The sequence below is a fragment of the Stenotrophomonas sp. YJH_SMC_127 genome (genome assembly GCF_059372445.1).
The window spans coordinates 601871-623181 of sequence record NZ_JCAFVO010000001.1; the positions used below are offsets into that span (position 1 = coordinate 601871).

Below are 21311 nucleotides of genomic sequence, written 5' to 3' on the forward strand. Positions count from 1 at the left end.
CGGGGCGGTATGGGCTTGCAGGACACGCCGTAAACCCGTCCCTGGGGGCTCGATGGCGCCTTGCTCGTGTGCGCTGTCCTGCGCACGCGGCAAGACCGGGGTTGAGCGTCCTGCCCAACCCGCCCGAGGCGTGCCTCGGGCCCATGGCGCCAACGGTCCTGCAAGCCCATACCGCCCCGCCTCTGACAGATCCCGACGCATCATTGCTGTTGGTAGGTGTCGACCTTGGTCGACACACATCCACGCTACGCGTGGATGCGAGCGAAGCGATCCGCTTTTGACTTTGATTTTCTTTTGATTTTCCGTGGCGGACGCACACGGAAACTGTCAGAGGTCGGGCGGGGTGGGTTCGCGGGGGTGTCCGCGGCACGGATGCCGCGGCCAAGCCCCCATGGGTGAGGGCGCTTTGCTTGCGAAGCACTGCTTCGCAAGCGCCCGAACGCACAGCCGCCAGCGGCTGGGCCGGACCGCGGAGCGGGGTTCACGGCGTCCCCCGCGAACCCACCCCGCCCGGCCAAGCGCGGCTTTTGGTTTATGCGATCAACCAACCCCGTCACGAGGGGCTCAGCCGTTGGCCTTCGCCTTCGCCTCGCGCGCGGCCTGCTGCTCGACCAGGGTCAGTGCCACGTTGTCGCGCAGGTAGGCCGGCTCGACCTTCTCCGGTGCAATGGCTTCGCCGCGCGCGAACGCCGGCACCGCCAGTGCGAGCACGTCCGACGCACGCGGCAATGCCGTGGCGTCGAATCCGCGCAAACCTGTACCGAGCTGCGCGACCAGCGCACCCTCGGCTGCGGCGAACCCGGTACCGACACCGTAGGCCGACAGCCCTTCCGGCAGCGCCACCGCTGCCGGCGCGCAGACGCGCTCGGCATCGCGCGCGACCGGCAGGCTGTCCACGCGCTCGAAGCGGGCGACGTAGAGTTCGCCCATCCGCGCATCGATCGCCGACAGGATCTGCGTTTCTTCCGCCGGTGCGCGCAGCGCCAACACCTGCAGCGTCGAGACCGGCAGCAGCGGGCGGTCCAGTGCCAGTGCGATGCCCTGGGCAATGGCAATCGCCAGGCGCACGCCCGTGAACGCACCCGGACCGCGACTGAGGGCGATGCCATCAAGCTGGCGACGGCTGATGCCGGCGTCGGCCAGCAGCGCCTCGGCCCACGGCAGGCTCAACTCGGCGTGCCGGCGCGGGGCGATCTCGAAGCGTTCCAGCACCTGCCCATCGACATGCAGGGCAACGGAACAGGCTTCGGTGGCGGTTTCAAAGGCAAGCAGTTTCATTGGATCAGGTCAGAACAAGGGGAACGTGGCACCGGGAGCAGGCTCCGGGCCCGCCGCAACGGCGGCCGGGGCACCCGCATCATCGGCCACGGGCAGCCATTGTGGCCTAAAGAAGGCCTGCACATCGGCCAGGCTGCGGGTGCGCCGGAACGGCGGCAGCGACTCAAGAAAGACCCGGCCATAGCCACGGTTGAGCAGGCGCGGATCGCACAGGACCAGCACGCCCCGGTCGCTTTCGCTGCGGATCAGGCGGCCAACGCCCTGCTTCAGGGCGATCACCGCCTGCGGCAGCTGCTCGTCGCGGAACGGGTTGCCCCCCTGGCTGCGGATCGCCTCCAGCCGCGCCTCGTATACCGGGTCATCCGGTGCCGCGAACGGCAGCTTGTCGATCATCACCACGCTCAGCGCTTCGCCGACCACGTCCACGCCCTCGCGGAAACTGGCCGAGCCCAGCAGCACGCCATTGCCCGATTCGCGGAAACGCTGCAGCAGCGCCGCGCGTGGCGCCTCGCCCTGCACGAACAACGGCCACGGCCCGTCGCGCAGTGCCTCGGCGGCCTCGCGCAATGCACGGTGCGAGGCGAACAACAGGAACGCCCTGCCCTGCGAGGCCTGCAACACCGGCCGCAAGGTCTGGATCAGCGCGGTGCCAAACCCGCGCGCCGCCGGATCGGGCAGGCCTTCGGGCAGGTAGCACAACGCCTGCTCGGGCCAGTTGAACGGGCTCGGCTGGACCAGCGTGTGCGGATCGTCCAGGCCCAGGCGCGTGGCGATGTGGTCGAAGCCACCGCCCACGGTCAGCGTGGCCGAGGTGAAGATCCATGCCGCGCGGCTGCGCTCGCGATGCTCGCGCAGCGGGCCGGACACATCCATCGGCGTGCGCTGGCAGCGGAAACCACGCGGGGTGAGCTCATACCAGAGCACATCGGCGGCACGGGGGGTCTCCGCCGGATCGGTATCGAAATCGAGGGTGGGCTCATCATCGCCCAGCCAGCGCTGCAGCCGCGACACCGCCTCGCGTGCCCGCGCATGACAGGCATCCAGACCCGCCGCCGCCTCGCGCAGCGGTTGCAGTGCCTGCTCCAGCGTCACCAGGCCGGCCATCACCGTATCGAATCCATCGCGCACCTGTGGCATCGCCAGCGCACGCCACTGCGTACCCCGTGGCGGCAGCCCCTCCATCGCCGAGCGCAGCGCCAGCAACGCCTGCTGCAACTGGTCGACCGGCTCCTGCAGGGCCGACTGCGCGCCGCCTACGCCGCGCGCCTCGGCCAGGCAGTCGCGGCCGAGTTCCTGCCACGGGCGCATGCCGAAGCCTTCGCCGAAAAACTGCGCGGCCAACTCGGGCAGCTGATGCGCCTCGTCGATGACAAAGGCCTGCGCCCCCGGCAGCAACTCACCGAAGCCGTCCTGTTTCAGTGCCAGGTCGGCCAGCAGCAGGTGGTGGTTGACCACCACCACGTCGGCAGCCTGCGCACGTTGGCGCGCGCGCACCACGAAGCAGTCGTCCCAGAACGGGCAATCGGTACCCAGGCAGTTGTCGACCGTGGAAGTGACCATCGGCAGAAGCGGCGAGTCATCGGCCAGGCCTTCCAGTTCGGCGATGTCACCGAACTCCGAACGGCCGGACCAGGCCAGGATGCGCTGGAACTGCGCAGCCTGCTCCGGGCTGGAAAAACGCGGTTCGCCCCGCGCCTGCTGCAGGCGGTAGCGGCACAGGTAATTCGCGCGCCCCTTCAGCAGCGCGCTGCGCAGGCCAACGCCCAGTGCCTGGCGCACGCGCGGCAGATCGCGGTGGTAGAGCTGGTCCTGCAACGCGCGGGTACCGGTGGAGATGATGGTGCGCAGCCCGGACAGCAGCACCGGCACCAGATAGGCGAAGGTCTTGCCGGTGCCTGTACCGGCCTCGGCCAGCAGCAGGTCGCGCTGCTGCAGCGCTTCGGCGATGGCGTCGGTCAGGTGCAGCTGTGCCGGACGCGGGACAAAGGCATCCAGATGCGAGGCGAGCGCGCCGCCTTCGCTGAGGGCTTCGCGGCTGGCATGGACAAGGTCGGACATCAGAGGGAGAGGATACCCGGCCGGGCGCTGCCCGGCACCCGTTTCAAGCCAAGGCAACAGCAACAGCGGTGTTCATGGCTCTGGATTTTTACGTGCTGGGCAGGCCGGGAGGGGCAGGCAGGACACGCCGTAAACCCATCCATGGGGGCTCGATGGCGCCATCCATGGCGCCAACGGTCCTGCCTGCCCCTCCCGCCCCACCCTCGACAGTTTCCCAGTGACGGATGCACGCGCGGCGTCGCGTCGAGCTTGCTCGACTGCCCTTTCAGAAGCGGTGGGTGGAACGGAAACAAGAAGGGGTCGGATCCGTTTTGCTGCGGAAAACGGATCCGACCCCACAACGAGTGCGCGCAGCGCGCGACCCGCTTTTGATTTTCTTTTTCTTTTCCGTGGCTGGACGCACACGGGAACTGTCAGAGGCCGGGCGGGGTGGGTTCGCGGGGGTGTCCGCGGCATGGATGCCGCGGCCAAGCCCCCAGGGACGGGTTCACGGCGTCCCCCGCGAACCCACCCCGCCCGGCCAAGCGCGGCTTTTGCTTTACTCGGCCAAGCAGCCAGCCACGAGGGGCTGTGCCGTTGGCTGGAAATTCAGTACCGCTTGATCCCCGGCACCGTGCAGCCCTCAATCTGCGCATGCGCCGACACCGCATTCTCCTTCTCGCCCCGCGCCAGGCGCGACTGCTCGATCGTCGCCCAATGCCGGCGGCACAGCGGCCCGGTCTTCGAGCCCAGATCCACCGCCTTGCGCGCGAACGTCTCCGCCTGCGCCCACTGGCCCTGCAGCAGCGCCAGTTCGGCACGTTCCTGCAGCACTGCCGGGTCACCCGCCACGATCTCCAGCGCGTGGTCCAGGCTGCTGGCCGCGCCGGCCAGGTCGTTCGCCTGGCGTTGTGCCAGTGCGGTTACCCGCAGATCTTCCACCTGCGAATCACGCAGCGGCTGTACCGACAATTCCTTGTCGTCCGGACCCGCTGCAGCATCCACCGCAGCCAGGCGCTGCGCCGGCGTGGTGGTATCGACCGGCTTGACCACCGGTGGTGCGCTGCTCACGCAGGCGGCCAGGGCCAGGCTGAGGCCGGTCAGGGCCAGGGGCTGCAGCAGGGATCGCATGTTCATCGGCATCATCGGCTCGGGGGAGGAGTGGCGGCGGCAGGTGCCGCGGCAGGTTCGGCAGGCGCTTCCGGCTTGCGGTCCAGGCCGAACCAGCTGCGCCAGCCACCGCCCTCGCCGTCGGCCTCGCCCTGCCCCTCCGGCGACGCGGCCGGCGCGCACGGCGCATAGGCAGGCGCATAGCCCACCACGAACGGGAAACGACGCGCGCCGGGGCAGCCTTCATCGGTGCTGTTGAGGCCGGTGGGAGCCACCGACTGCCAGTCCAGGCCCTTGTTGCTGACCCGCAGCGGCGCGCTCGGCAGGCGCTGGAAGATGCCCGACCAGACCCGCATCGCGCCGGTGGCGCCATACAGGCCGGCCTGCGCGTTCTGGTCGTTGCCGATCCAGATCACTGCCAGGTGATCACCGGTGTAGCCGGCATACCAGCTGTCACGGCCATCGTTGGTGGTGCCGGTCTTGCCGGCGGGCTGCAGGCGGCCGAGGCCATCGGCATTGAGCCGCTGCGCGGTACCGCTGGCGACCACCTGCTGCAGGCCGACACTGATCAGGTTGGCGGCAATCGAGTCGCCTTCCTGCGCCGGTGCCGGGGTCTTGTCGTACCGCTTGAGCAGCTTGCCCTGCGGATCGAGCACGCCACGCACCGCGTGCAGCGGCTGGATCTCGCCGCCGGACGCCAGGAACTGATACAGCTGCGCCATCGCGTACGGGCTCTGGTCGGTCGAGCCGAGGATCACCGCCGGGTTGGCGTCAGCCTTGATGCCGGCCAGGACATGGATCAGCTGGGTCACGCGCTCCGGGCCGACCTGCATGCCCACGCGCACCGTGGCCTGGTTGTAGGAATGCGCCAGTGCGTCGATCAGGCGCACCGTGCCGTGGCTGCGGTTGTCCGCGTTGCCGGGACTCCAGTTGCGGCCGCGGCCGAGCTGCACCGTCACCGGCGAATCATCCACCCAGCTGGCCAGCGAGTAACGGTCCGGCTGCGCCAGGGCCAGCAGGTAGACGAACGGCTTGAGCAGCGAACCGACCGGACGCTGCGCCTCGATCGCGCGGTTGAAGCCGACCTCGGACACCTCGCGGCTGCCGATCACCGCCAGCACGTCGCCGTTGTGCACGTCGGTCAGCACCATGCCGGCCTGCAGCTCGGGGCGGCGCTTGCTTTCCAGCGACTTGATGGTGCGGGTCACCGCGCCTTCGGCATAGGCCTGCGCGGACGGCGACATGCCGGTCATCACGCTCAGGCCCGCGCCCTGCAGCGCAGATTCCGGATAGTCATGGCCGAGCTGGCGGCGGACCAGGTCAACGTAGGCCGGGAAGCGGTTGGCTGCCACCAGGCCCGGCGTCTTGGGCACGCCCAGCGGTGCCTTCAGCGCGCGCTGGTACTCGGCATCGTCGATCAGCGTGGCCTCGTGCAGCTTGCCCAGCACGAAGTTGCGGCGATCCAGCGCGCGCTCCGGGTTGCGCCGCGGGTCGTAGAAGGACGGCCCCTTGACCAGGCCGATCAGCAGTGCGATCTGCTCGGTCTCCAGCGACTGCAGGTCACGGCCGAACCAGAACTCGGCGCCGGAGGACATGCCATGGATCGCCTGGCTGCCGCGCTGGCCCAGGTACACCTGGTTGAGATAGGCCTCGAAAATGGTGCGCTTGTCATAACGCGCTTCCATGATCAGTGCGTACAGCACCTCATTGAACTTGCGGGTGACCGTCTGCTCCTTGCCGATGCCGAGCAGGCCGCTGCGGGCCAGCTGCTGGGTCAGCGTCGAAGCGCCCTGGCGGCTCTGGCCACCGGAACGGATCGTCACCCACACCGCGCGCGCGATGCCGGACAGGTCGATGCCGTGGTGGCGGTTGAAGTCCTTGTCCTCCACCGCCTGCAGGCCAGTCACCAGCAGGTCCGGCGCCTCGTCCATGCGGATCAGGCGGCGCTCTTCCTGCTTCTGGCCGTACAGGGTGGCGATGCGCGCCGGATCCAGCCGCGCGGCCTTCAGCGCCTTGCGGTTGTCGGCGTCGCGCAGCGAGGCCACGCCGCCGTCGGCCAGCGACAGCTCCACCCGGCGCGGGGCCACCCGGCCGTCAACGTCGTTGAAGCCGCGGCTGGAGATGACGAAGCGCCCGCCGTTCACCGCATAGGTGGCCGGCTCCTTGCCCTGCCCGTCATCGCGGTAGGCAGAGGCGGCCAGCTCGGTCTTCAGCGTAGACGCATCCATCGCCTTGCCGGGGGTGAGCACCAGCGGGCGCGCGTACACGCGCGTCGGGATCTGCCAGCGCAGTTCACCGAAACGCTGGGTCACCTGTTGGTTCAGGTACAGCGTATAGGGAATGAGGAAACCCAATCCCAACGCGACCGCAGCCATGCTCCAGGTGATCAGCCGGCGCCGCCACAGCGGACCGTTGTCCTGCTGGTCGTCGTCGGAATCGTCGATGTCGTCGGAATCGTAGCGTCGGGGCACGGGAATGCGAGAATGTAGGGTCTGGCGAGTCTACCCCAGCCGCTGCGGCTGGCGAATTCTCCCGGGTTCCCCTGCTTAAGCTGGAGTTGCAACCGGATGGCGATGTCCCTGGCCGAGATCCGATACCTGATCAACCGCCTGTCGGGCCTGGCCCGCCGGAGCCTGGCAAGCCTGCGCACCCGTGGCTGGCGTGCCACCTGGCAACGCATCCGCGTGCATGCCCAGCGCGCCGTCCCCGCCCCGCGCACGCCACTGTTCCTGCCGCCAGCGCAGGATTTCGCCCCCTTCACGGTGCCGTTCAGCGAGTCGCCGGAGGTGAGCATCGTCATCCCGGTCTACAACCACGTCGCCCACACCGTGGCCTGCCTGCGCGCCCTGGCGGCGCACCCGCCGGCCGCCGCGTGCGAGATCCTGGTAGTGGATGACGGCAGCAGCGATGCCACCGTGCAGTGGATGCCGCAGGTGGCCGGGCTGCGCTATGAAGTGCGTGCGCACAACGGCGGCTTCATTGAAGCCTGCAATGACGGTGTATCGCGCGCACGCGGCCGCTACGTGGTACTGCTGAACAACGATACGGTGCCGCAGCCGGGCTGGCTCGACGCCCTGCTGGACACCTTCGGCAGCGTGCCCGACGCCGGTCTGGTCGGCAGCCAGCTGCTGTACCCGGATGGCCGCCTGCAGGAGTCGGGCGGGGTGATCTTCGCCGATGGCAGTGGCTGGAGCTACGGCCGCTTCGAGGCCGCCGATGATCCGCGCTTTGCCAGCCTGCGCGACGTCGACTACTGCTCGGGCGCGGCGCTGATGCTGCCACGCGCCCTCTGGCAGCAGCTGGACGGCTTCGACACCCGCTACAAGCCGGCCTACTACGAGGACACCGACCTGGCCTTCCGCGTGCGTGCACACGGCCTGCGCGTGCTGGTGCAGCCGGCCAGCCGGGTGATCCACGACGAAGGCACCAGCAACGGTACCGACACCGGCAGCGGGGTGAAGGCCTACCAGGTACGCAACCAGGCCATCTTCGCCGCCCGCTGGGCCACCGAACTGGGCCGTCATCCGGCGGTCGGCGAAGTGCCGTCTCCGGCGCTGCTGCTGCGCGGCCGGCGCCAGGTGCTGATCCTGGACGAGGAAGTACCGCAACCGGATCGCGATTCCGGGTCACTGCGCCAGGTCAATCTGATCCGCCTGCTGCTGCAGGGCGGCGCCCACGTTGTGTTCGTACCGACCCGGCGCGAGCACGCCGGTGCGGCCACCGAAGCGCTGCAACGGATGGGCGTGGAAGTCTGGTACGCGCCCTTCCTGGACAGCGTAGCCGGCTGGCTGCGCAGCCACGGATCGCGTTTCGACGTGGCAATGCTGGTGCGTCACCACGTCGCCCACGAATGCCTGCCGCTGCTCAAGCGCTATGCACCGCAGGCACGGACCGTGTTCGACACCGTCGACCTGCACTACCTGCGCGAACGCCGCGGTGCCGAAGTGGCCGGCGACGCAACCCTGCTGCGTGCAGCGGAACGTACCCGCAGCAGCGAACTGGCCGTGATGGAGCAGTGCGACATCACCGTGCTGGTCAGTGCGGCCGAACGGGAGCAGCTGCAGTCCGATGCGCCGCAGGTGCGGGTGGAGCTGATCTCCAACCTGCATGAGGTCGCCGGTGCCGGCGCCGTATTCGAGCAGCGGCGCGACCTGGTGTTTGTCGGCGGCTTCCGTCATCCGCCGAACCTGGACGGCATGGAATGGTTCATCGGCGAGGTCTTTGCCCGCATCCGCGCCCGGTTGCCGGAAGTGCGCCTGCACTGCATCGGCGCCGCGGCGCCGGAGTCGTTGCTGGCACTGGCCGCACGCCAGCCCGGTGTGCAGATGCACGGGTTCGTCGAAGACATCACGCCCTACATGGACGGCGCGCGCATCGCCATTGCGCCGCTGCGGTTCGGCGCCGGCGTGAAGGGCAAGATCAACCTGAGCATGGCCCATGGCCAGCCGGTGGTCGGTACCACCTGCGCCGTGGAAGGCATGCACCTGCATCCCGGCCAGGACGTGCTGGTGGCCGATGACGCTGTCGGTTTCGCCGATGCGGTGATCCGCCTGTACCAGGATCCACAGCTGTGGCAGCAGTTGTCCGATGCCGGCCTGGCCAACGTCGCCCAGCATTTCTCACTTGATGCCGCCCGCGCGACCGTGCAGCGGGTGTTCTTCGCCTAGTCCGCCCGTCCACCGGCGCGACGCAGGCGGTCTTCGAACGCCGGCAGTTCGGACAGGTCCGGTTGCAGCAACCGCGCCTGTTCGGAAGCGTGCGCGGCAAAGGCCAGGTCGCCATTGCCGAGCCGTTCGCTGCCGATCGCCAGCCAGCGCTGGGCCAACCGCAGCCGCGCCGAGGGCAGGCCCGCTGCGGTCGGTGACAGCGTCTGCCAGGCCTGCAGGCAGGCACCCGCCGCCTGTACCCGGTTCTGCCGCAGATTGTCGTCGAAGCAGCGGCGACTGGCGGGCAGCAGGCGTGCTGCGGCAGCCTTGACCCGCGTGTCGCGGGGGGCCAGTGACTGGGCTTCGCGCAGTGCGTCGAACGCGCTGTGCCCCGGTGGGCTGATCCACTGCCCTGCACGTTCGGCACGCTCGATCTTGCGCAGGTGGTCGCGCAGCTGGCGTTCGCGCTGCGCCGTACTGATCGCGGGCTGCTGCAGGGCCTGTTGCGCCTGGCGCGCACGCTGCAGGCGCTGTGCCAGTTGCTGCCGGATTGCCTGCGAAGCGCCCAGCTCCGCCGCCAGGGCTGCATCGCGTTGCGCCGCATCGAACTGGAAGTCGTCGGCGGATGTCTGGCTGCGCACGACCACCGCCTGCAGCGCCTGCTCACGCCCCCGCTGGGCATTGGGATCATCGGCCGCCACCGCAAGCACTGCCAGGAAACCCTGGGCTGCGGCGTCCAGCTGCTGTCGTTGCAGTGCCCGCTGCGCCTGCCGCAGGCGCTGGTCCACCGCGCGCGCCAGGGCTTCCTCGCTGGCCGGCAGATCGGCATGACCGGCATCGAACTGGCGGGCACGACGCAGGATCGCGGCCGCCTCGGCCAGCTCTCCGCGCCCTGCCAGCGTGCGCGCCTGCAGCAGCAGGTCGCTCAGCGCATCTTCGCGACCTTCCAGCGCCGGCAGGTTGTCCGGCTGCAGGGCAAGGATGCGCTGGAACAAGGGCAACGCACTGCTGTCGCCATCATCCAGGCGTCCGGCCGCGAACGCGTTGCGCGCCTGGGCCAACAACGCACCAATACCGGCTCCGGCACTGCGTCGCGCCTGCAGCTGGCGGGCGACCGCATCGGCTTCGCCCTGCGGCACCTGCAGCTCACGGGCCAGTGCCAGTGCCTGCGCGCTGCCGTCCAGGTCACCGGCGTGCAGGCGATCGCGCGCCTGTTGCAGCGCTGCCGCGCCGGTATTGGCCAGGCCCTGGCGCGCCTGCGGGCGATCACCGTCCAGCGCCAGCACCGCCTGGTAGCGCTCGCGCGCACCACTGCCATCGGCATCGCTCAAACGACCGGCGGCCAGCGCACGATCCCCCTCGGCCAGCAGCTGTTCGATCTGCGGCTCATCCCAGAACCAGTCGGCCAGCGGCTTGCGCAGCAGGACCAGCAGCACGAACACGGCCAGCGCCGCAAGCAGCGCCCAGCGCCAGACCCGGCGCGCATGGCGTGCCTGCAGCCACCACCAGCGGCCCTCGCGACGGACGCGGTCCAGCGCAGGATGTTCAGCGCCATGCGGGCGATGCGGGGGCTCGCGTTCCATGCGTGCAGGGTAGCCGGGGCAGCGTGAAGCTCAGCCGAGGCGACGCGCCTCGCTCACGCCCGGCAGCGCATCAAGCTTGCCCAGCAGCGTCGACAACTGCCCGTAGTCGCTGACCTTCAGCCGAAGCCGCAGATGAGCACGGCCACTGTTGCGCACGTTGTCACTGTGGATGTCGAGCACGTAAGCGTCTTCCTGGGCGATCAGGTTGGTGATGTCCTTCAGCAACCAGCGGCGGTCGACCGCGTCGACCACCACGTCCACTTCGTAGCCGCCACCGGCCTGGCCCCACTCCACCGGCAGGATGCGCTGCGGGCTGGCGGCGGCCAGCCGGGCCAGCGCGGCACAGTCTGCACGATGCACAGTGACACCACGGCTACGGGTCAGGTAGCCGACGATCGGCTCGCCGGCCACCGGCTGGCAGCAGCGTGCCAGCTGCACCAGCAGGTTGCCCACGCCCTGCACGGTGAACTTGGACTTGCCCAGGTTCTCGCGGCGCGCGGTCGGCCGCGGCAGGGTCGGCGCGGGCGCGGGCTGGCTGGCGGCACGTTCCGCCTCCAGCAACGTCCGGCTGACCTGGTTCGGGCCGGTATCGCCCAGCGCCACCTGGATGTACAGGTCATCGACGCTGTCGGCATGGAATTTCTTCGCCGCGATGGCCAGGTCCGAGTGCTGCAGGCCCAGCCGCTTCAGCTCGCGCTCGAGCAGCTCGCGACCGGCCTGCACGTTGCGCGCGCGGTCCAGCTTGTGGAACCAGCTGCGCACCTTCTCGCGCGAGCGGTTGCTGGCCAGGAAGCCATTGGCCGGCATCAGCCAGTCGCGGCGCGGGTCGGCCTCCTTGCCGGTCAGGATCTCGACGCGGTCGCCACTGCGCAGGCGATAGGTCAGCGGCACGATACGGCCGTTGACCTTGGCGCCGCGGCAGCGGTGCCCGACCATGGTGTGCACCTGGTAGGCGAAATCGAGCGGCGTAGCGCCCTGCGGCAGGTCCAGCACCTCGTCCTTCGGGCTCAGCGCATAGACCCGGTCCTCGGTCAGCTCGGCATCGAGCGCCCCGGCCAGTTCATTGCCCTGCCCGTCCTGCGCCTGCTCCAGCAGCTGGCGCATCCAGGTGATCTTGCGATCGAAGGACTTCTCCGCGCCCTTGCCGCCTTCCTTGTACTTCCAGTGCGCGGCCACGCCCAGCTCTGCCTGCGAGTGCATTTCATGGGTACGGATCTGCACTTCGATGGTGCGCCCTTCCGGGCCGACCACGGCGGTATGCAGCGAGCGATAGTCGTTGGCCTTCGGGCGTGCGATGTAATCATCGAACTCGCTTGGTACCGGCGCCCACAGCGCGTGCACCACGCCCAGCGCGGCGTAGCAGGCGGCGACGTCGTCGACCATCACGCGCACCGCACGGATGTCATACAGCTGGTCGAAGGCCAGCCGCTTCTTCTGCATCTTCCGCCAGATGCTGTAGATGTGCTTCGGGCGGCCGCTGACTTCGGCCTTGATGCCCTGGGCGACCAGCTCGCGCGACAGCACCTTCTTGACGTTCTCGACGTAACGCTCGCGGGCGATGCGGGTTTCGTCCACCTCGCGGGCGATGCGGCGGTAGGTTTCCGGTTCCAGGTGGCGGAACGCCAGGTCCTCCAGCTCCCACTTCAGCTGCCAGATGCCCAGGCGGTTGGCCAGGGGCGCGTGGATGTCGCGGGTCAGCTGGGCCAGCGCGCGGCGTTGCTCGTCGTCCAGCTTGTCGGCCGCGCGCATCCGCGCCAGCTGGCGCGCCAGCAGGATCGGCACCACGCGCAGGTCGCGGATGATCGCCAGCAGCAGCCGGCGCAGGCCCTCGCTGTTGCGTCCGGCCTCACGGCCGGCGTGCAGCGCCCACACCGGGTCGGCCGCATCCTGGCCGTCGAGCAGGCCGATCACCGCCGCCTGGTGGCTGCCCAGCGGCAGCTGGTCCAGGCTGGCGCGCAGGCCCGGCAGGTCGAACAGCAATGCTGCCACCACTGCGCCTTCGTCGGCCGAGAGCATCGCCAGCGCATCGAGGGTATCGCCCAGCACCGACCAGGTGGCACGCATCTGGTGGTCGCAATCGGGCGCTTCCCAATGCTCGCGCAGGGCCTGGCGCAGCGGAGCAGGCAGCACCGCTGCCGAGGGACGGTTCAACAAGGCATCCAGGCCAGGGACGGAAGCGCGGTTCACAGCATCGAGCAGGCAAGACAGAGGCCCCTACACTAGCGCCGGTGCCGTTCAGGGACAATCACTGCGGCCACCATCACCCGGCATGAAGACATGCCGCTACACTCGCCAACACATCCAGGAGAGACCCGCCATGCCTTCGATTGCCCTGCGCGTCCGTCCACGGCTGCTGGCCTGTGCCGCCGTGTTGCTGTCCCTGTCCGCGCCTGCGCTGGCCCAGCGCGTGGTGGAGGGCGACCTGCAGCAGCAGATGTCGCCCGCCGAGTTCAAGGCCGCCGGCCTGGACAAGCTCAGCGCCGCTGAACTGGCCACGCTCAACCGCTGGCTGCAGGGCAAGGTCGAGGCGGCCACCACCCAGGCCGTCGCCGCAGCGCGCGAAGAAGGCCGCCAGGAAGTGATCAAGAAGAACCGCGGCTTCCTGGACTTCGGCAGCAGCGAACCGATCGAAAGCACCCTGCAGGGCGAATTCCGTGGCTTCGGCCAAGGCCGCCGCTACGTGCTGCAGAACGGCCAGCAGTGGGAGCAGATAGACGCCACGCACTATTCCGGTGGCCGCAAGGAAGCGCCGAACGTCAGCATGCGCCCGGGCGTGATGGGCGCCTGGTACATGAAGGTGGACGGGGTGAACGTGCAACCGAAGGTTCGTCGCACCAAGTAACGCCCGGGCATTCCGGCCGTGCCGGATCCATGCCCGGCGGCCATGGTCGCCCGATGGGGCGACCATGGCGCGCGTTCACGCCTGGCGAAGTGCAGCCACCCGCTGCGCCAGCTTCTTCGCCGAAATGCCGGTGCGCGCCCCCAGCTCCTGCGCGAACAACGACACCCGCAGCTCTTCCAGATCCCAACGCAGCGCCTGCCATTGCGGGCGATCACGCAGGCCCTGCTGCTCGCCCGCTTCCAGCGCCTCCAGGAACGGGTGCAATTCCAGCATGCGCGCCTGGTCACGCGGCGGATCACGCTTGGCACGCTCGGTGCGCAGGATCATCGCCTTCAGGTAGCGCGGGTACTGCGCCAGCGCGTCGGCCGGCGTGTCGCGCAGGAAGCCGGGGTGGATCAGCCCGGCCAGCTGCGCTTCCATGTCGTCCAGGTTGCCACGCGCCCAGCCCATCAACGGCGCCTCCAGCAACGGCTTCAGTTCCGCCACCAGCGCCAGGATGGACTCGGCCAGTTTCAGCCGCGACATCGCCTCGCCGAACAGGGCCTTGGCCGCATGCTCGCGGCGTTGCTCGAAGGCTGCCGCATCGCGGATGTCTTCCAGGCCTTCGGCCAGCACCGCGTTCATCGCCGCATCCACCAGGTCTCCACGCAGGCGTTCCTGCGATTCGATCGCGGCATACAGCAGGCCGGTCTTGGCACCCACCGGCAGCTGCTTGCGCGCCTGCTTGACCTTCTCGGCCAGGGCAATCTCCAGCAGCCGGCGCACACCCAGCGGGTGGGCCTCCTGCGCCTGCTGGCGATCGGCGAAGATGCGCAGCGCCACGCTGTCGCCCTCGTCCAGCAGCGCCGGATAGGCCGGAACGCCGGCTTCACCGGGCACCTGCAGCGGAATCGGCGCGGCCGGGAACGTGCGCAGGCCATCGGCCGCCATCTCGCGCCCCGCGCGTGCAGCGAAGGCATCGCCGGCACGGCCGCCGAATTTCGCGCGCAACGCATCGAGATCACGCGAGGTCGCCAGCACCTTGCCGTGCTCGTCGCGCAGGCGCAGGTTCATGTGCAGGTGCGGTTCGATCGAAGCGGGTTCGAAATCGAGCGCCGTCACCGTCGCGCCGGTGGCACGTGACAAAAAGCGCGCCAGTTCGCCAGTGATGGCATCGGCGCTGGGCTGCGGGAATGCCTCGAAGAACGCACGACCGAAGTCCGGCGCCGGCACGTAGTTGCGGCGCATCGCCTTGGGCAGGCTGCGGATGAGTGCCGAGGCCTTGTCGGCGACGAAGCCAGGCGCCAGCCAGCCCAGCTGCACCGGGTCCAGCGCGTTGAGCAGGTGCAGCGGCACGTCCAGGGTCACGCCGTCATCATCGGCACCCGGCTCGAAGCGGTAGTGCAGTGGCAGGCGCGCCTGGCCCAGCGGCAGGTACTTCGGGTAGCGCTCCTGTTCGCTGCCCTCACCCGGCAACAGGTCGACCAGTGACCAGTGCAGGGTCTTGCGCTGTTCCGGCGCCAGCCCCTTCCACCAGGCATCCAGCCCTGCCGCCGAATGGATCTGCGGCGGCACCCGGTCCAGGTACCAGCGCGCCTGCCAGTCCTCGTCGGCCACGATGCCGGCGCGGCGCAGCTTCGCTTCCTCCTCGCGGGCGACCTCCAGCACTTTCTGGTTGTCGGCCACGAAGCTGGCGCGGGTGTTGATCTCGCCGGTCACCAGCGCCTGGCGCACGAAGATGTCGTGCGCCTCGCCCGGTGCGATGCGGCCGTAGTGCACCGGCTTCTTCGGTGCCAGCACCAGGCCGAACAGGCTGATCTGCTCGGAGGCCAGCACCTGGCCCTGCGCGCGCGACCAGTGCGGGTCGAAGTGCTTGCGCAGCAGCAGGTGCGGCAGTTCGGCGATGACCCAGTCCGGCTCGATCGCGGCCAGGGTCATGCCCCAGACCTTCTGCGTGTCCAGCAGGTTGGCCACCAGCAACCACGGCGGCGGGCGCTTGGACAGCGCCGAACCGGGGAACGGCAGGAAACGGCGCTGGCGTGGCGCCTGGAAATCGCCCTTCTCGGTGCGGTGCCCGATCTGCGTCGGCAGGCCCGCCACCAACGCCCGGTGCAGGGTCTGGTAGGCAGCCGCGCGCACGCGTTCGCTGAAGCCGCCGCCCGCCGGTGCCTGCTCCTTCTGTGCACGTACGGCCACCGGCGTCGGCGCCGCTTCGGCCTTGCCTTCGCGGGCCAGGCGTGCAGCGCGGTGCAACTGGCCACGGGTGGCCTTCACTGCGGCGGCATCATCACGCGCTGCCGCCGGCGCACTGCTGCCGGCCAGCAACGGCGCCATCGACGCCTCGTTGGCCTCTTCCTTCCAGCCCAGTTCCTCGCACAGCAGCCGCAGCTGGCGGTGCAGCTCGCGCCACTCGCGCATGCGCAGGAAGCCGAGGAAATGACGGCCGCACCAGTCGCGCAGCTTGGACTGGGTCAGGTCTTCATGGGCCTGCCGGTAGGCATCCCACAGGCGCAGCACGCCAACGAACTCGGAACGACCATCGGCGAACTGCGCATGCGCGCTGTCGGCGGCACCGCGTGCTTCGGGCGGACGTTCGCGCGGGTCCTGGATGCCCAGGAACGAGGCGATCACCAGCATCGGCCGCAGGCAGCCGGCGGCCTGCGCGGCGACCAGCATGCGCGCCAGCTTCACGTCCACCGGCAGGCGTGCCATCTGCTTGCCGATGGTGGTCATGCGCCGCTCGGCGTCGATCGCACCCAGTTCGGTCAGCTGCTGCCAGCCATCGGCCACCGCACGCTCGTCCGGCGCTTCCAGGAACGGAAACTCCTCGATGCGGCCCAGGCCCAGCTGCAGCATGCGCAGGATCACCCCGGCCAGGCTGGAGCGGCGGATCTCCGGATCGGTGAACTCCGGCCGCGCCTGGAAATCGGCTTCGGCGTACAGGCGGTAACAGATGCCCTCGGCGATACGGCCGCAGCGGCCCTTGCGCTGGTTGGCGCTGGCCTGCGAGATCGGCTCGATGTGCAGGCGGTCCAGCTTGTTGCGCGGACTGTAGCGCTTGACGCGGGCAAAGCCCGGATCGACCACGTAGCGGATGCGCGGCACCGTCAGCGAGGTCTCCGCGACGTTGGTGGCCAGCACGATGCGCCGGTTCGGCCCGGGATTGAACACCCGGTCCTGGTCCTGGTTGGACAGCCGCGCATAGAGCGGCAGCACCTCGGTGTTGCGGTACTTGCGGCGCTCCAGCGACTGGTGCGCATCGCGGATCTCGCGTTCGCCCGGCAGGAAGATCAGCACGTCGCCGCGCGCATCCAGGCGGGTGATCTCGTCGATGGCCGACACGATGGCGTCGTTGACAGTGCGTTCGCCCTGGTCTTCGCCCTCGCCTTCCAGCGCGCGATAGCGCACTTCCACCGGATAGGTACGGCCTTCGACGCTGATCACCGGCGCATTGTCGAAATGCTGGGCGAAGCGTTCGGTATCGATGGTGGCCGAGGTGACGATCAGTTTCAGGTCCGGGCGCTTGCGCAGCAGCTGCTTCAGGTAGCCCAGCAGGAAATCGATGTTGAGGCTGCGTTCGTGCGCCTCGTCGACGATGATCGTGTCGTAGTTCGACAACCAGCGGTCACTGGCGATCTCCGCCAGCAGGATGCCGTCGGTCATGAACTTGATGCGGCTGTCGTCGCTGACCTTGTCGTTGAAGCGCACCTGGTAGCCGACCAGCTGGCCCAGTTCGCTCTGCAGTTCCTGCGCCACGCGGCTTGCCACCGCACGTGCGGCAATCCGTCGCGGCTGGGTGCAACCGATCATGCCGGCCTGGCCACGGCCTGCGGCCAGGCACAGTTTCGGCAGCTGGGTGGTCTTGCCCGAGCCGGTTTCACCAGCGATCACCACCACCTGATGGTCGCGGATCAGCCCGATGATGGCGTCGGCTTCACGCGCAATCGGCAGCTGCGGGTCCAGAGTAATGGACGGCTGCTGCTGCGCCCGGACCTGCCGGCGCTGCACCGACGCCTGCAAGGCCTGCTCGAAGGTAGCGGCCAACGCCGCATCCTGTGGCTTGGCCTGGCAACGCGAGAGCATCCCCAGCAAACGGCCCCGGTCGCGGCTCATGGCGCCGTCGATGGCGGCGCGCTGTTGGCGCAGGCGGGACGATGGATTTTTATCGATAGAGTTCATCAATCGGTTCGTTCAAAACTTTGATAGCGACCAGTCATCACGACCGGTTTATTGTGAAGGCCAACGATTCCACAAGGAGGAACCCCATGGCGAAGACCAAGAGCACGACCAAGGCCAAGACCGGCAAGCAGAAGCTTGCAGCGGCGGCACCGTCGGCGCCGAACATCGATATCGGGATCACCCAGGGCGACCGCAAGAAGATCGCCGACGGTCTGTCGCGCTTCCAGGCCGATGCGTTCACGCTCTACCTGAAGACGCACAACTTCCACTGGAACGTGACCGGGTCGATGTTCAACTCGCTGCACACCATGTTCGAGACGCAGTACACCGAGCAGTGGGCGGCACTGGACGACGTGGCCGAGCGCATCCGCGCGCTGGGCTTCAATGCCCCGGGCTCCTACCGGGAATTCGCTGCGCTGACCTCGATCGCCGAGGAACCGGGCCTGACCGACAGCGCGGACTGGCGTGAAATGGTACGCCAGTTGGTGGTCGCCAACGAAGCAGTCTGCCGTACGGCACGTGAAGTGCTGGAGGTGGCGGCCAAGGGAGACGACGCCCCGACCGAGGATCTGATGACCCAGCGGCTGCAGACCCACGAGAAGTACGCCTGGATGCTGCGCTCGCTGCTGCAGTAAGAGTTGGGGGGCCCGGCAGGGCTGCGCCCTGCACCCGCAGAGGCAACTGCAACGGCAACGGCCGGAGCAAAAGCTGGTTTCCTGTGGGTTGGCGGGGTGGGTCCGGTAGCAGGGGACGCCGTGAACCCGTCCTTGGGGGCTTGGCCGCGGCATCCATGCCGCGGACACCCCTGGCACCGGACCCACCCCGCCTTCGGCAGTTTTCCGCGATCTGCCGGCAAAGCCATTGGGGTCAGATCCGTTTTCCCCAGGAAAACGGATCTGACCCATTTTGTTTGTCGAGTTCTGACAGTTTTCATCCACGCATGGCGTGGATTGATCTGGCCCCCCGTCACCGGGAAACTGTCGGGGGTGGGGCGGTGGGGGCTTGCAGGACCGTTGGCGCCATGGATGGCGCCATCGAGCCCCCAAGGACGGGTTTACGGCGTGTCCTGCAAGCCCACACCGCCCCGCCCAATAAGCAGACAGCCCAGAGCCGGCTGTTGCCTTTGACGTTGCACTGGCTTGCAGCAGGTGCAGGGCGCAGCCCTGCCGAACCCCTACCCCTCCCTCCGGGGTAAACTAACCGGATGGCTTCCCGTCCCGCGCACGACCTGCTCCAACGCGTCTTTGGTTACGACGATTTCCGTGGTCCGCAGCAGGACATCGTGGAGCATGTGGCTGCCGGTCACGATGCCCTGGTGCTGATGCCCACCGGCGGCGGCAAATCGCTGTGCTACCAGGTCCCGGCCCTGCTGCGTGACGGTTGCGGCATCGTCATCTCGCCGCTGATCGCGCTGATGCAGGACCAGGTCGAAGCCCTGCGCCAGCTCGGCGTGCGCGCCGAGTACCTGAATTCCACCCTGGATGCCGAGACTGCCGGCCGCGTCGAGCGCGAACTGCTCGCCGGTGAGCTGGACATGCTCTATGTCGCTCCCGAGCGGCTGCTGACCGGTCGCTTCCTGTCGCTGCTGTCGCGCAGCCAGATCGCCCTGTTCGCCATCGACGAAGCACACTGCGTGTCGCAGTGGGGCCACGACTTCCGCCCGGAATACCGCCAGCTGACCGTGCTGCACGAGCGCTGGCCGCAGATCCCGAGGATCGCGCTGACCGCCACCGCCGATCCGCCAACCCAGCGCGAGATCGCCGAGCGCCTGGATCTGCAGGAAGCACGCCACTTCGTCAGCTCCTTCGACCGCCCCAACATCCGCTACACCGTGGTGCAGAAGGACAACGCCCGCAAGCAGCTGACCGACTTCCTGCGCAGCCACCGTGGCGAGGCCGGCATCGTCTACTGCATGTCGCGGCGCAAGGTCGAGGAGACCGCTGAATTCCTCTGCGGCCAGGGCTTCAACGCCCTGCCCTACCACGCCGGCCTGCCGCCGGACGTGCGCGCGAACAACCAGCGCCGCTTCCTGCGCGAGGACGGCATCGTGATGTGCGCCACCATCGCCTTCGGCATGGGCATCGACAAGCCGGACGTGCGCTTTGTCGCGCATACCGACCTGCCCAAGTCGATGGAAGGCTACTACCAGGAAACCGGCCGCGCCGGTCGCGATGGCGAGGCCGCCGAGGCCTGGCTGTGCTACGGCCTGGGCGACGTGGTGCTGCTCAAGCAGATGATCGAGCAGTCCGAGGCCGGCGAAGAGCGCAAGCAGCTGGAGCGGGCCAAGCTCGACCATCTGCTGGGCTACTGCGAATCCATGCAGTGCCGCCGCCAGGTGCTGCTGGCCGGTTTCGGCGAGACCTACCCCCAGCCCTGCGGCAACTGCGACAACTGCCTGACACCGCCGGCCTCGTGGGACGCGACCATTCCGGCACAGAAGGCGCTGAGCTGCGTCTACCGCAGCGGCCAGCGCTTCGGCGTCGGCCACCTGATCGACATCCTGCGTGGCAGCGAGAACGAGAAGGTGAAGCAGCAGGGCCACGACAAGCTCAGCACCTATGCGATCGGTCGCGATCTGGATGCGCGCACCTGGCGCAGCGTGTTCCGCCAACTGGTCGCCGCCAGCCTGCTGGAAGTGGACAGCGAGGGCCACGGCGGCCTGCGCCTGACCGACGCCAGCCGCGACGTACTGACCGGCCGCCGACAGATCAGCATGCGCCGCGACCCGGCCAGCAGCACCAGCGGGCGCGAGCGCAGTGCGCAGCGTACCGGGCTGTCGGTACTGCCGCAGGATCTGGCGCTGTTCAACGCCCTGCGCGGCCTGCGTGCCGAACTGGCCCGCGAACAGAACGTGCCGGCGTTCGTGATCTTCCACGACAGCACCCTGCGCAACATCGCCGAACAGCGCCCGACCAGCCTGGATGCACTGGCACGGGTCGGCGGCATCGGCGGCACCAAGCTGAGCCGTTACGGCCCGCGCCTGGTCGAGATCGTGCGCGAAGAGGGCTGACGGTATCGCGTTGCCGCGCTGCGCGGCCGCCGGGCATGGTCCCAACGGCGCGCGGGCGCCCCGGTAGAGCCGAGCCCACGCTCGGCTGCCCCTGCGCGAACAGCAGCCGAGCGCGGGCCCGGCTCCACCTTGGTGCAGCTCCAACCTTGAACCGGCCATTCAGCCGGAAGTGCATCCGCGCCCGCTTGCGGCTAGATTAGCGCCATGTCCCTGGCCTCGACCCTGCTTCGTGTCGTGCTCATGCTCAGCCTGTTGCTCAACGGGCTGAACGCGGCCATGGCCAGCGGTCATGAAGAAATGGGGCGGATGGCACACGCCGTCGCGGCCGCCGCAGCTGGCGGTGACGCCGACTGCCACCACCACGCCGGCATGCAGGCCGACCCGGCCCCGCAGGCCAAGGCCCCCGCCCACGACGCCCACTGCCAGATCAAGGACTGCGTGCGCAGCTGTGCCCAGCACCCGTTGCTGGTGGTGCAGCCGTTGCCGTTCATGGCCGGCCCGGCGTTGTCGCTGGCACCACAGCCGATGCCGGCCACCGGCCGTCCGGCGCCGCCGCTGCCGCCGATCTCACGCCCTCCCATCGGCTGATTCCACATGCACCGTGCGCCCTGCGCACCGTAGCCGGCCACCTGCCGGCGTCTTTACGT

General features: G+C 68.9%; 12 protein-coding genes. 5 read left to right on the forward strand and 7 right to left on the reverse strand.

The window, feature by feature from the left end:
• Positions 1 to 564: 564 nt before the first annotated feature.
• The 4 genes from tsaB to mrcB form a co-directional block, all read right to left on the reverse strand.
• Positions 565 to 1278, reverse strand: a complete 714-nt coding sequence (gene tsaB, locus AC5QAB_RS02720; RefSeq protein ID WP_100450480.1) for a tRNA (adenosine(37)-N6)-threonylcarbamoyltransferase complex dimerization subunit type 1 TsaB — start codon at positions 1276 to 1278, stop codon at positions 565 to 567.
• Positions 1279 to 1287: 9 nt separating this feature from the next.
• Positions 1288 to 3336: a DNA repair helicase YoaA gene (yoaA, locus tag AC5QAB_RS02725; RefSeq protein WP_134809193.1), complete on the reverse strand. Its 2049-nt coding sequence runs from the start codon at positions 3334 to 3336 to the stop codon at positions 1288 to 1290.
• Positions 3337 to 3924: 588 nt separating this feature from the next.
• Positions 3925 to 4461 (reverse strand): hypothetical protein, encoded by a 537-nt coding sequence (locus tag AC5QAB_RS02730; RefSeq protein ID WP_014648099.1) that lies wholly within the window; start codon positions 4459 to 4461, stop codon positions 3925 to 3927.
• A complete protein-coding gene (gene mrcB / locus AC5QAB_RS02735; RefSeq protein WP_032958979.1) occupies positions 4458 to 6896 on the reverse strand; it encodes a penicillin-binding protein 1B in 2439 nt (812 codons plus the stop codon). The genes AC5QAB_RS02730 and mrcB overlap by 4 nt, the downstream gene beginning before the upstream one ends.
• Before the next feature lie 96 nt (positions 6897 to 6992).
• Between mrcB and AC5QAB_RS02740 the strand changes: the two genes are divergently transcribed.
• Complete coding sequence (locus tag AC5QAB_RS02740; RefSeq protein ID WP_075075735.1) at positions 6993 to 9092, forward strand: glycosyltransferase; 2100 nt, start codon at positions 6993 to 6995, stop codon at positions 9090 to 9092.
• Here AC5QAB_RS02740 and AC5QAB_RS02745 read toward each other — a convergent pair.
• Both AC5QAB_RS02745 and AC5QAB_RS02750 read right to left on the reverse strand, forming a co-directional pair.
• Positions 9089 to 10654 (reverse strand): hypothetical protein, encoded by a 1566-nt coding sequence (locus AC5QAB_RS02745; RefSeq protein ID WP_495233142.1) that lies wholly within the window; start codon positions 10652 to 10654, stop codon positions 9089 to 9091. The genes AC5QAB_RS02740 and AC5QAB_RS02745 overlap by 4 nt on opposite strands.
• Positions 10655 to 10684: 30 nt before the next feature.
• Entirely contained in the window at positions 10685 to 12841 is a 2157-nt protein-coding gene (locus AC5QAB_RS02750; RefSeq protein ID WP_197561945.1) for a RelA/SpoT family protein, read from the reverse strand.
• A gap of 130 nt (positions 12842 to 12971) precedes the next feature.
• Between AC5QAB_RS02750 and AC5QAB_RS02755 the strand changes: the two genes are divergently transcribed.
• Complete coding sequence (locus AC5QAB_RS02755; RefSeq protein WP_197561946.1) at positions 12972 to 13496, forward strand: hypothetical protein; 525 nt, start codon at positions 12972 to 12974, stop codon at positions 13494 to 13496.
• A 75-nt stretch (positions 13497 to 13571) separates the two neighbouring features.
• Here AC5QAB_RS02755 and hrpA read toward each other — a convergent pair whose 3' ends face one another.
• The gene (hrpA, locus tag AC5QAB_RS02760) at positions 13572 to 17654 is read right to left on the reverse strand and encodes an ATP-dependent RNA helicase HrpA (protein ID WP_164111288.1); all 4083 of its coding nucleotides are present in this window, start codon (positions 17652 to 17654) and stop codon (positions 13572 to 13574) included.
• 86 nt (positions 17655 to 17740) lie between these two features.
• On the opposite strand from hrpA, the gene AC5QAB_RS02765 reads away from it, so the two are divergent.
• From AC5QAB_RS02765 to AC5QAB_RS02775, 3 genes are all read left to right on the forward strand, one after another.
• A complete protein-coding gene (locus tag AC5QAB_RS02765; protein WP_005410730.1) occupies positions 17741 to 18289 on the forward strand; it encodes a Dps family protein in 549 nt (182 codons plus the stop codon).
• Between the two features lie 569 nt (positions 18290 to 18858).
• Positions 18859 to 20664, forward strand: coding sequence for a DNA helicase RecQ (gene recQ, locus AC5QAB_RS02770; RefSeq protein WP_032958973.1), 1806 nt, complete (start codon positions 18859 to 18861; stop codon positions 20662 to 20664).
• Between the two features lie 204 nt (positions 20665 to 20868).
• Positions 20869 to 21252, forward strand: a complete 384-nt coding sequence (locus AC5QAB_RS02775) for a CopL family metal-binding regulatory protein (protein ID WP_069116289.1) — start codon at positions 20869 to 20871, stop codon at positions 21250 to 21252.
• Positions 21253 to 21311 lie beyond the last annotated feature (59 nt).

Excerpts from the sequence above, each read along its gene's own strand:
- tsaB (WP_100450480.1), bottom strand. The coding sequence starts at position 1,278 with ATGAAACTGCTTGCCTTTGAAACCGCCACCGAAGCCTGTTCCGTTGCC.
- yoaA (WP_134809193.1), bottom strand. The coding sequence starts at position 3,336 with ATGTCCGACCTTGTCCATGCCAGCCGCGAAGCCCTCAGCGAAGGCGGC.
- AC5QAB_RS02730 (WP_014648099.1), bottom strand. The coding sequence starts at position 4,461 with ATGATGCCGATGAACATGCGATCCCTGCTGCAGCCCCTGGCCCTGACC.
- AC5QAB_RS02740 (WP_075075735.1), top strand. The coding sequence starts at position 6,993 with ATGGCGATGTCCCTGGCCGAGATCCGATACCTGATCAACCGCCTGTCG.
- AC5QAB_RS02745 (WP_495233142.1), bottom strand. The coding sequence starts at position 10,654 with ATGGAACGCGAGCCCCCGCATCGCCCGCATGGCGCTGAACATCCTGCG.
- AC5QAB_RS02755 (WP_197561946.1), top strand. The coding sequence starts at position 12,972 with ATGCCTTCGATTGCCCTGCGCGTCCGTCCACGGCTGCTGGCCTGTGCC.
- hrpA (WP_164111288.1), bottom strand. The coding sequence starts at position 17,654 with ATGAACTCTATCGATAAAAATCCATCGTCCCGCCTGCGCCAACAGCGC.
- AC5QAB_RS02765 (WP_005410730.1), top strand. The coding sequence starts at position 17,741 with ATGGCGAAGACCAAGAGCACGACCAAGGCCAAGACCGGCAAGCAGAAG.
- recQ (WP_032958973.1), top strand. The coding sequence starts at position 18,859 with ATGGCTTCCCGTCCCGCGCACGACCTGCTCCAACGCGTCTTTGGTTAC.
- AC5QAB_RS02775 (WP_069116289.1), top strand. The coding sequence starts at position 20,869 with ATGTCCCTGGCCTCGACCCTGCTTCGTGTCGTGCTCATGCTCAGCCTG.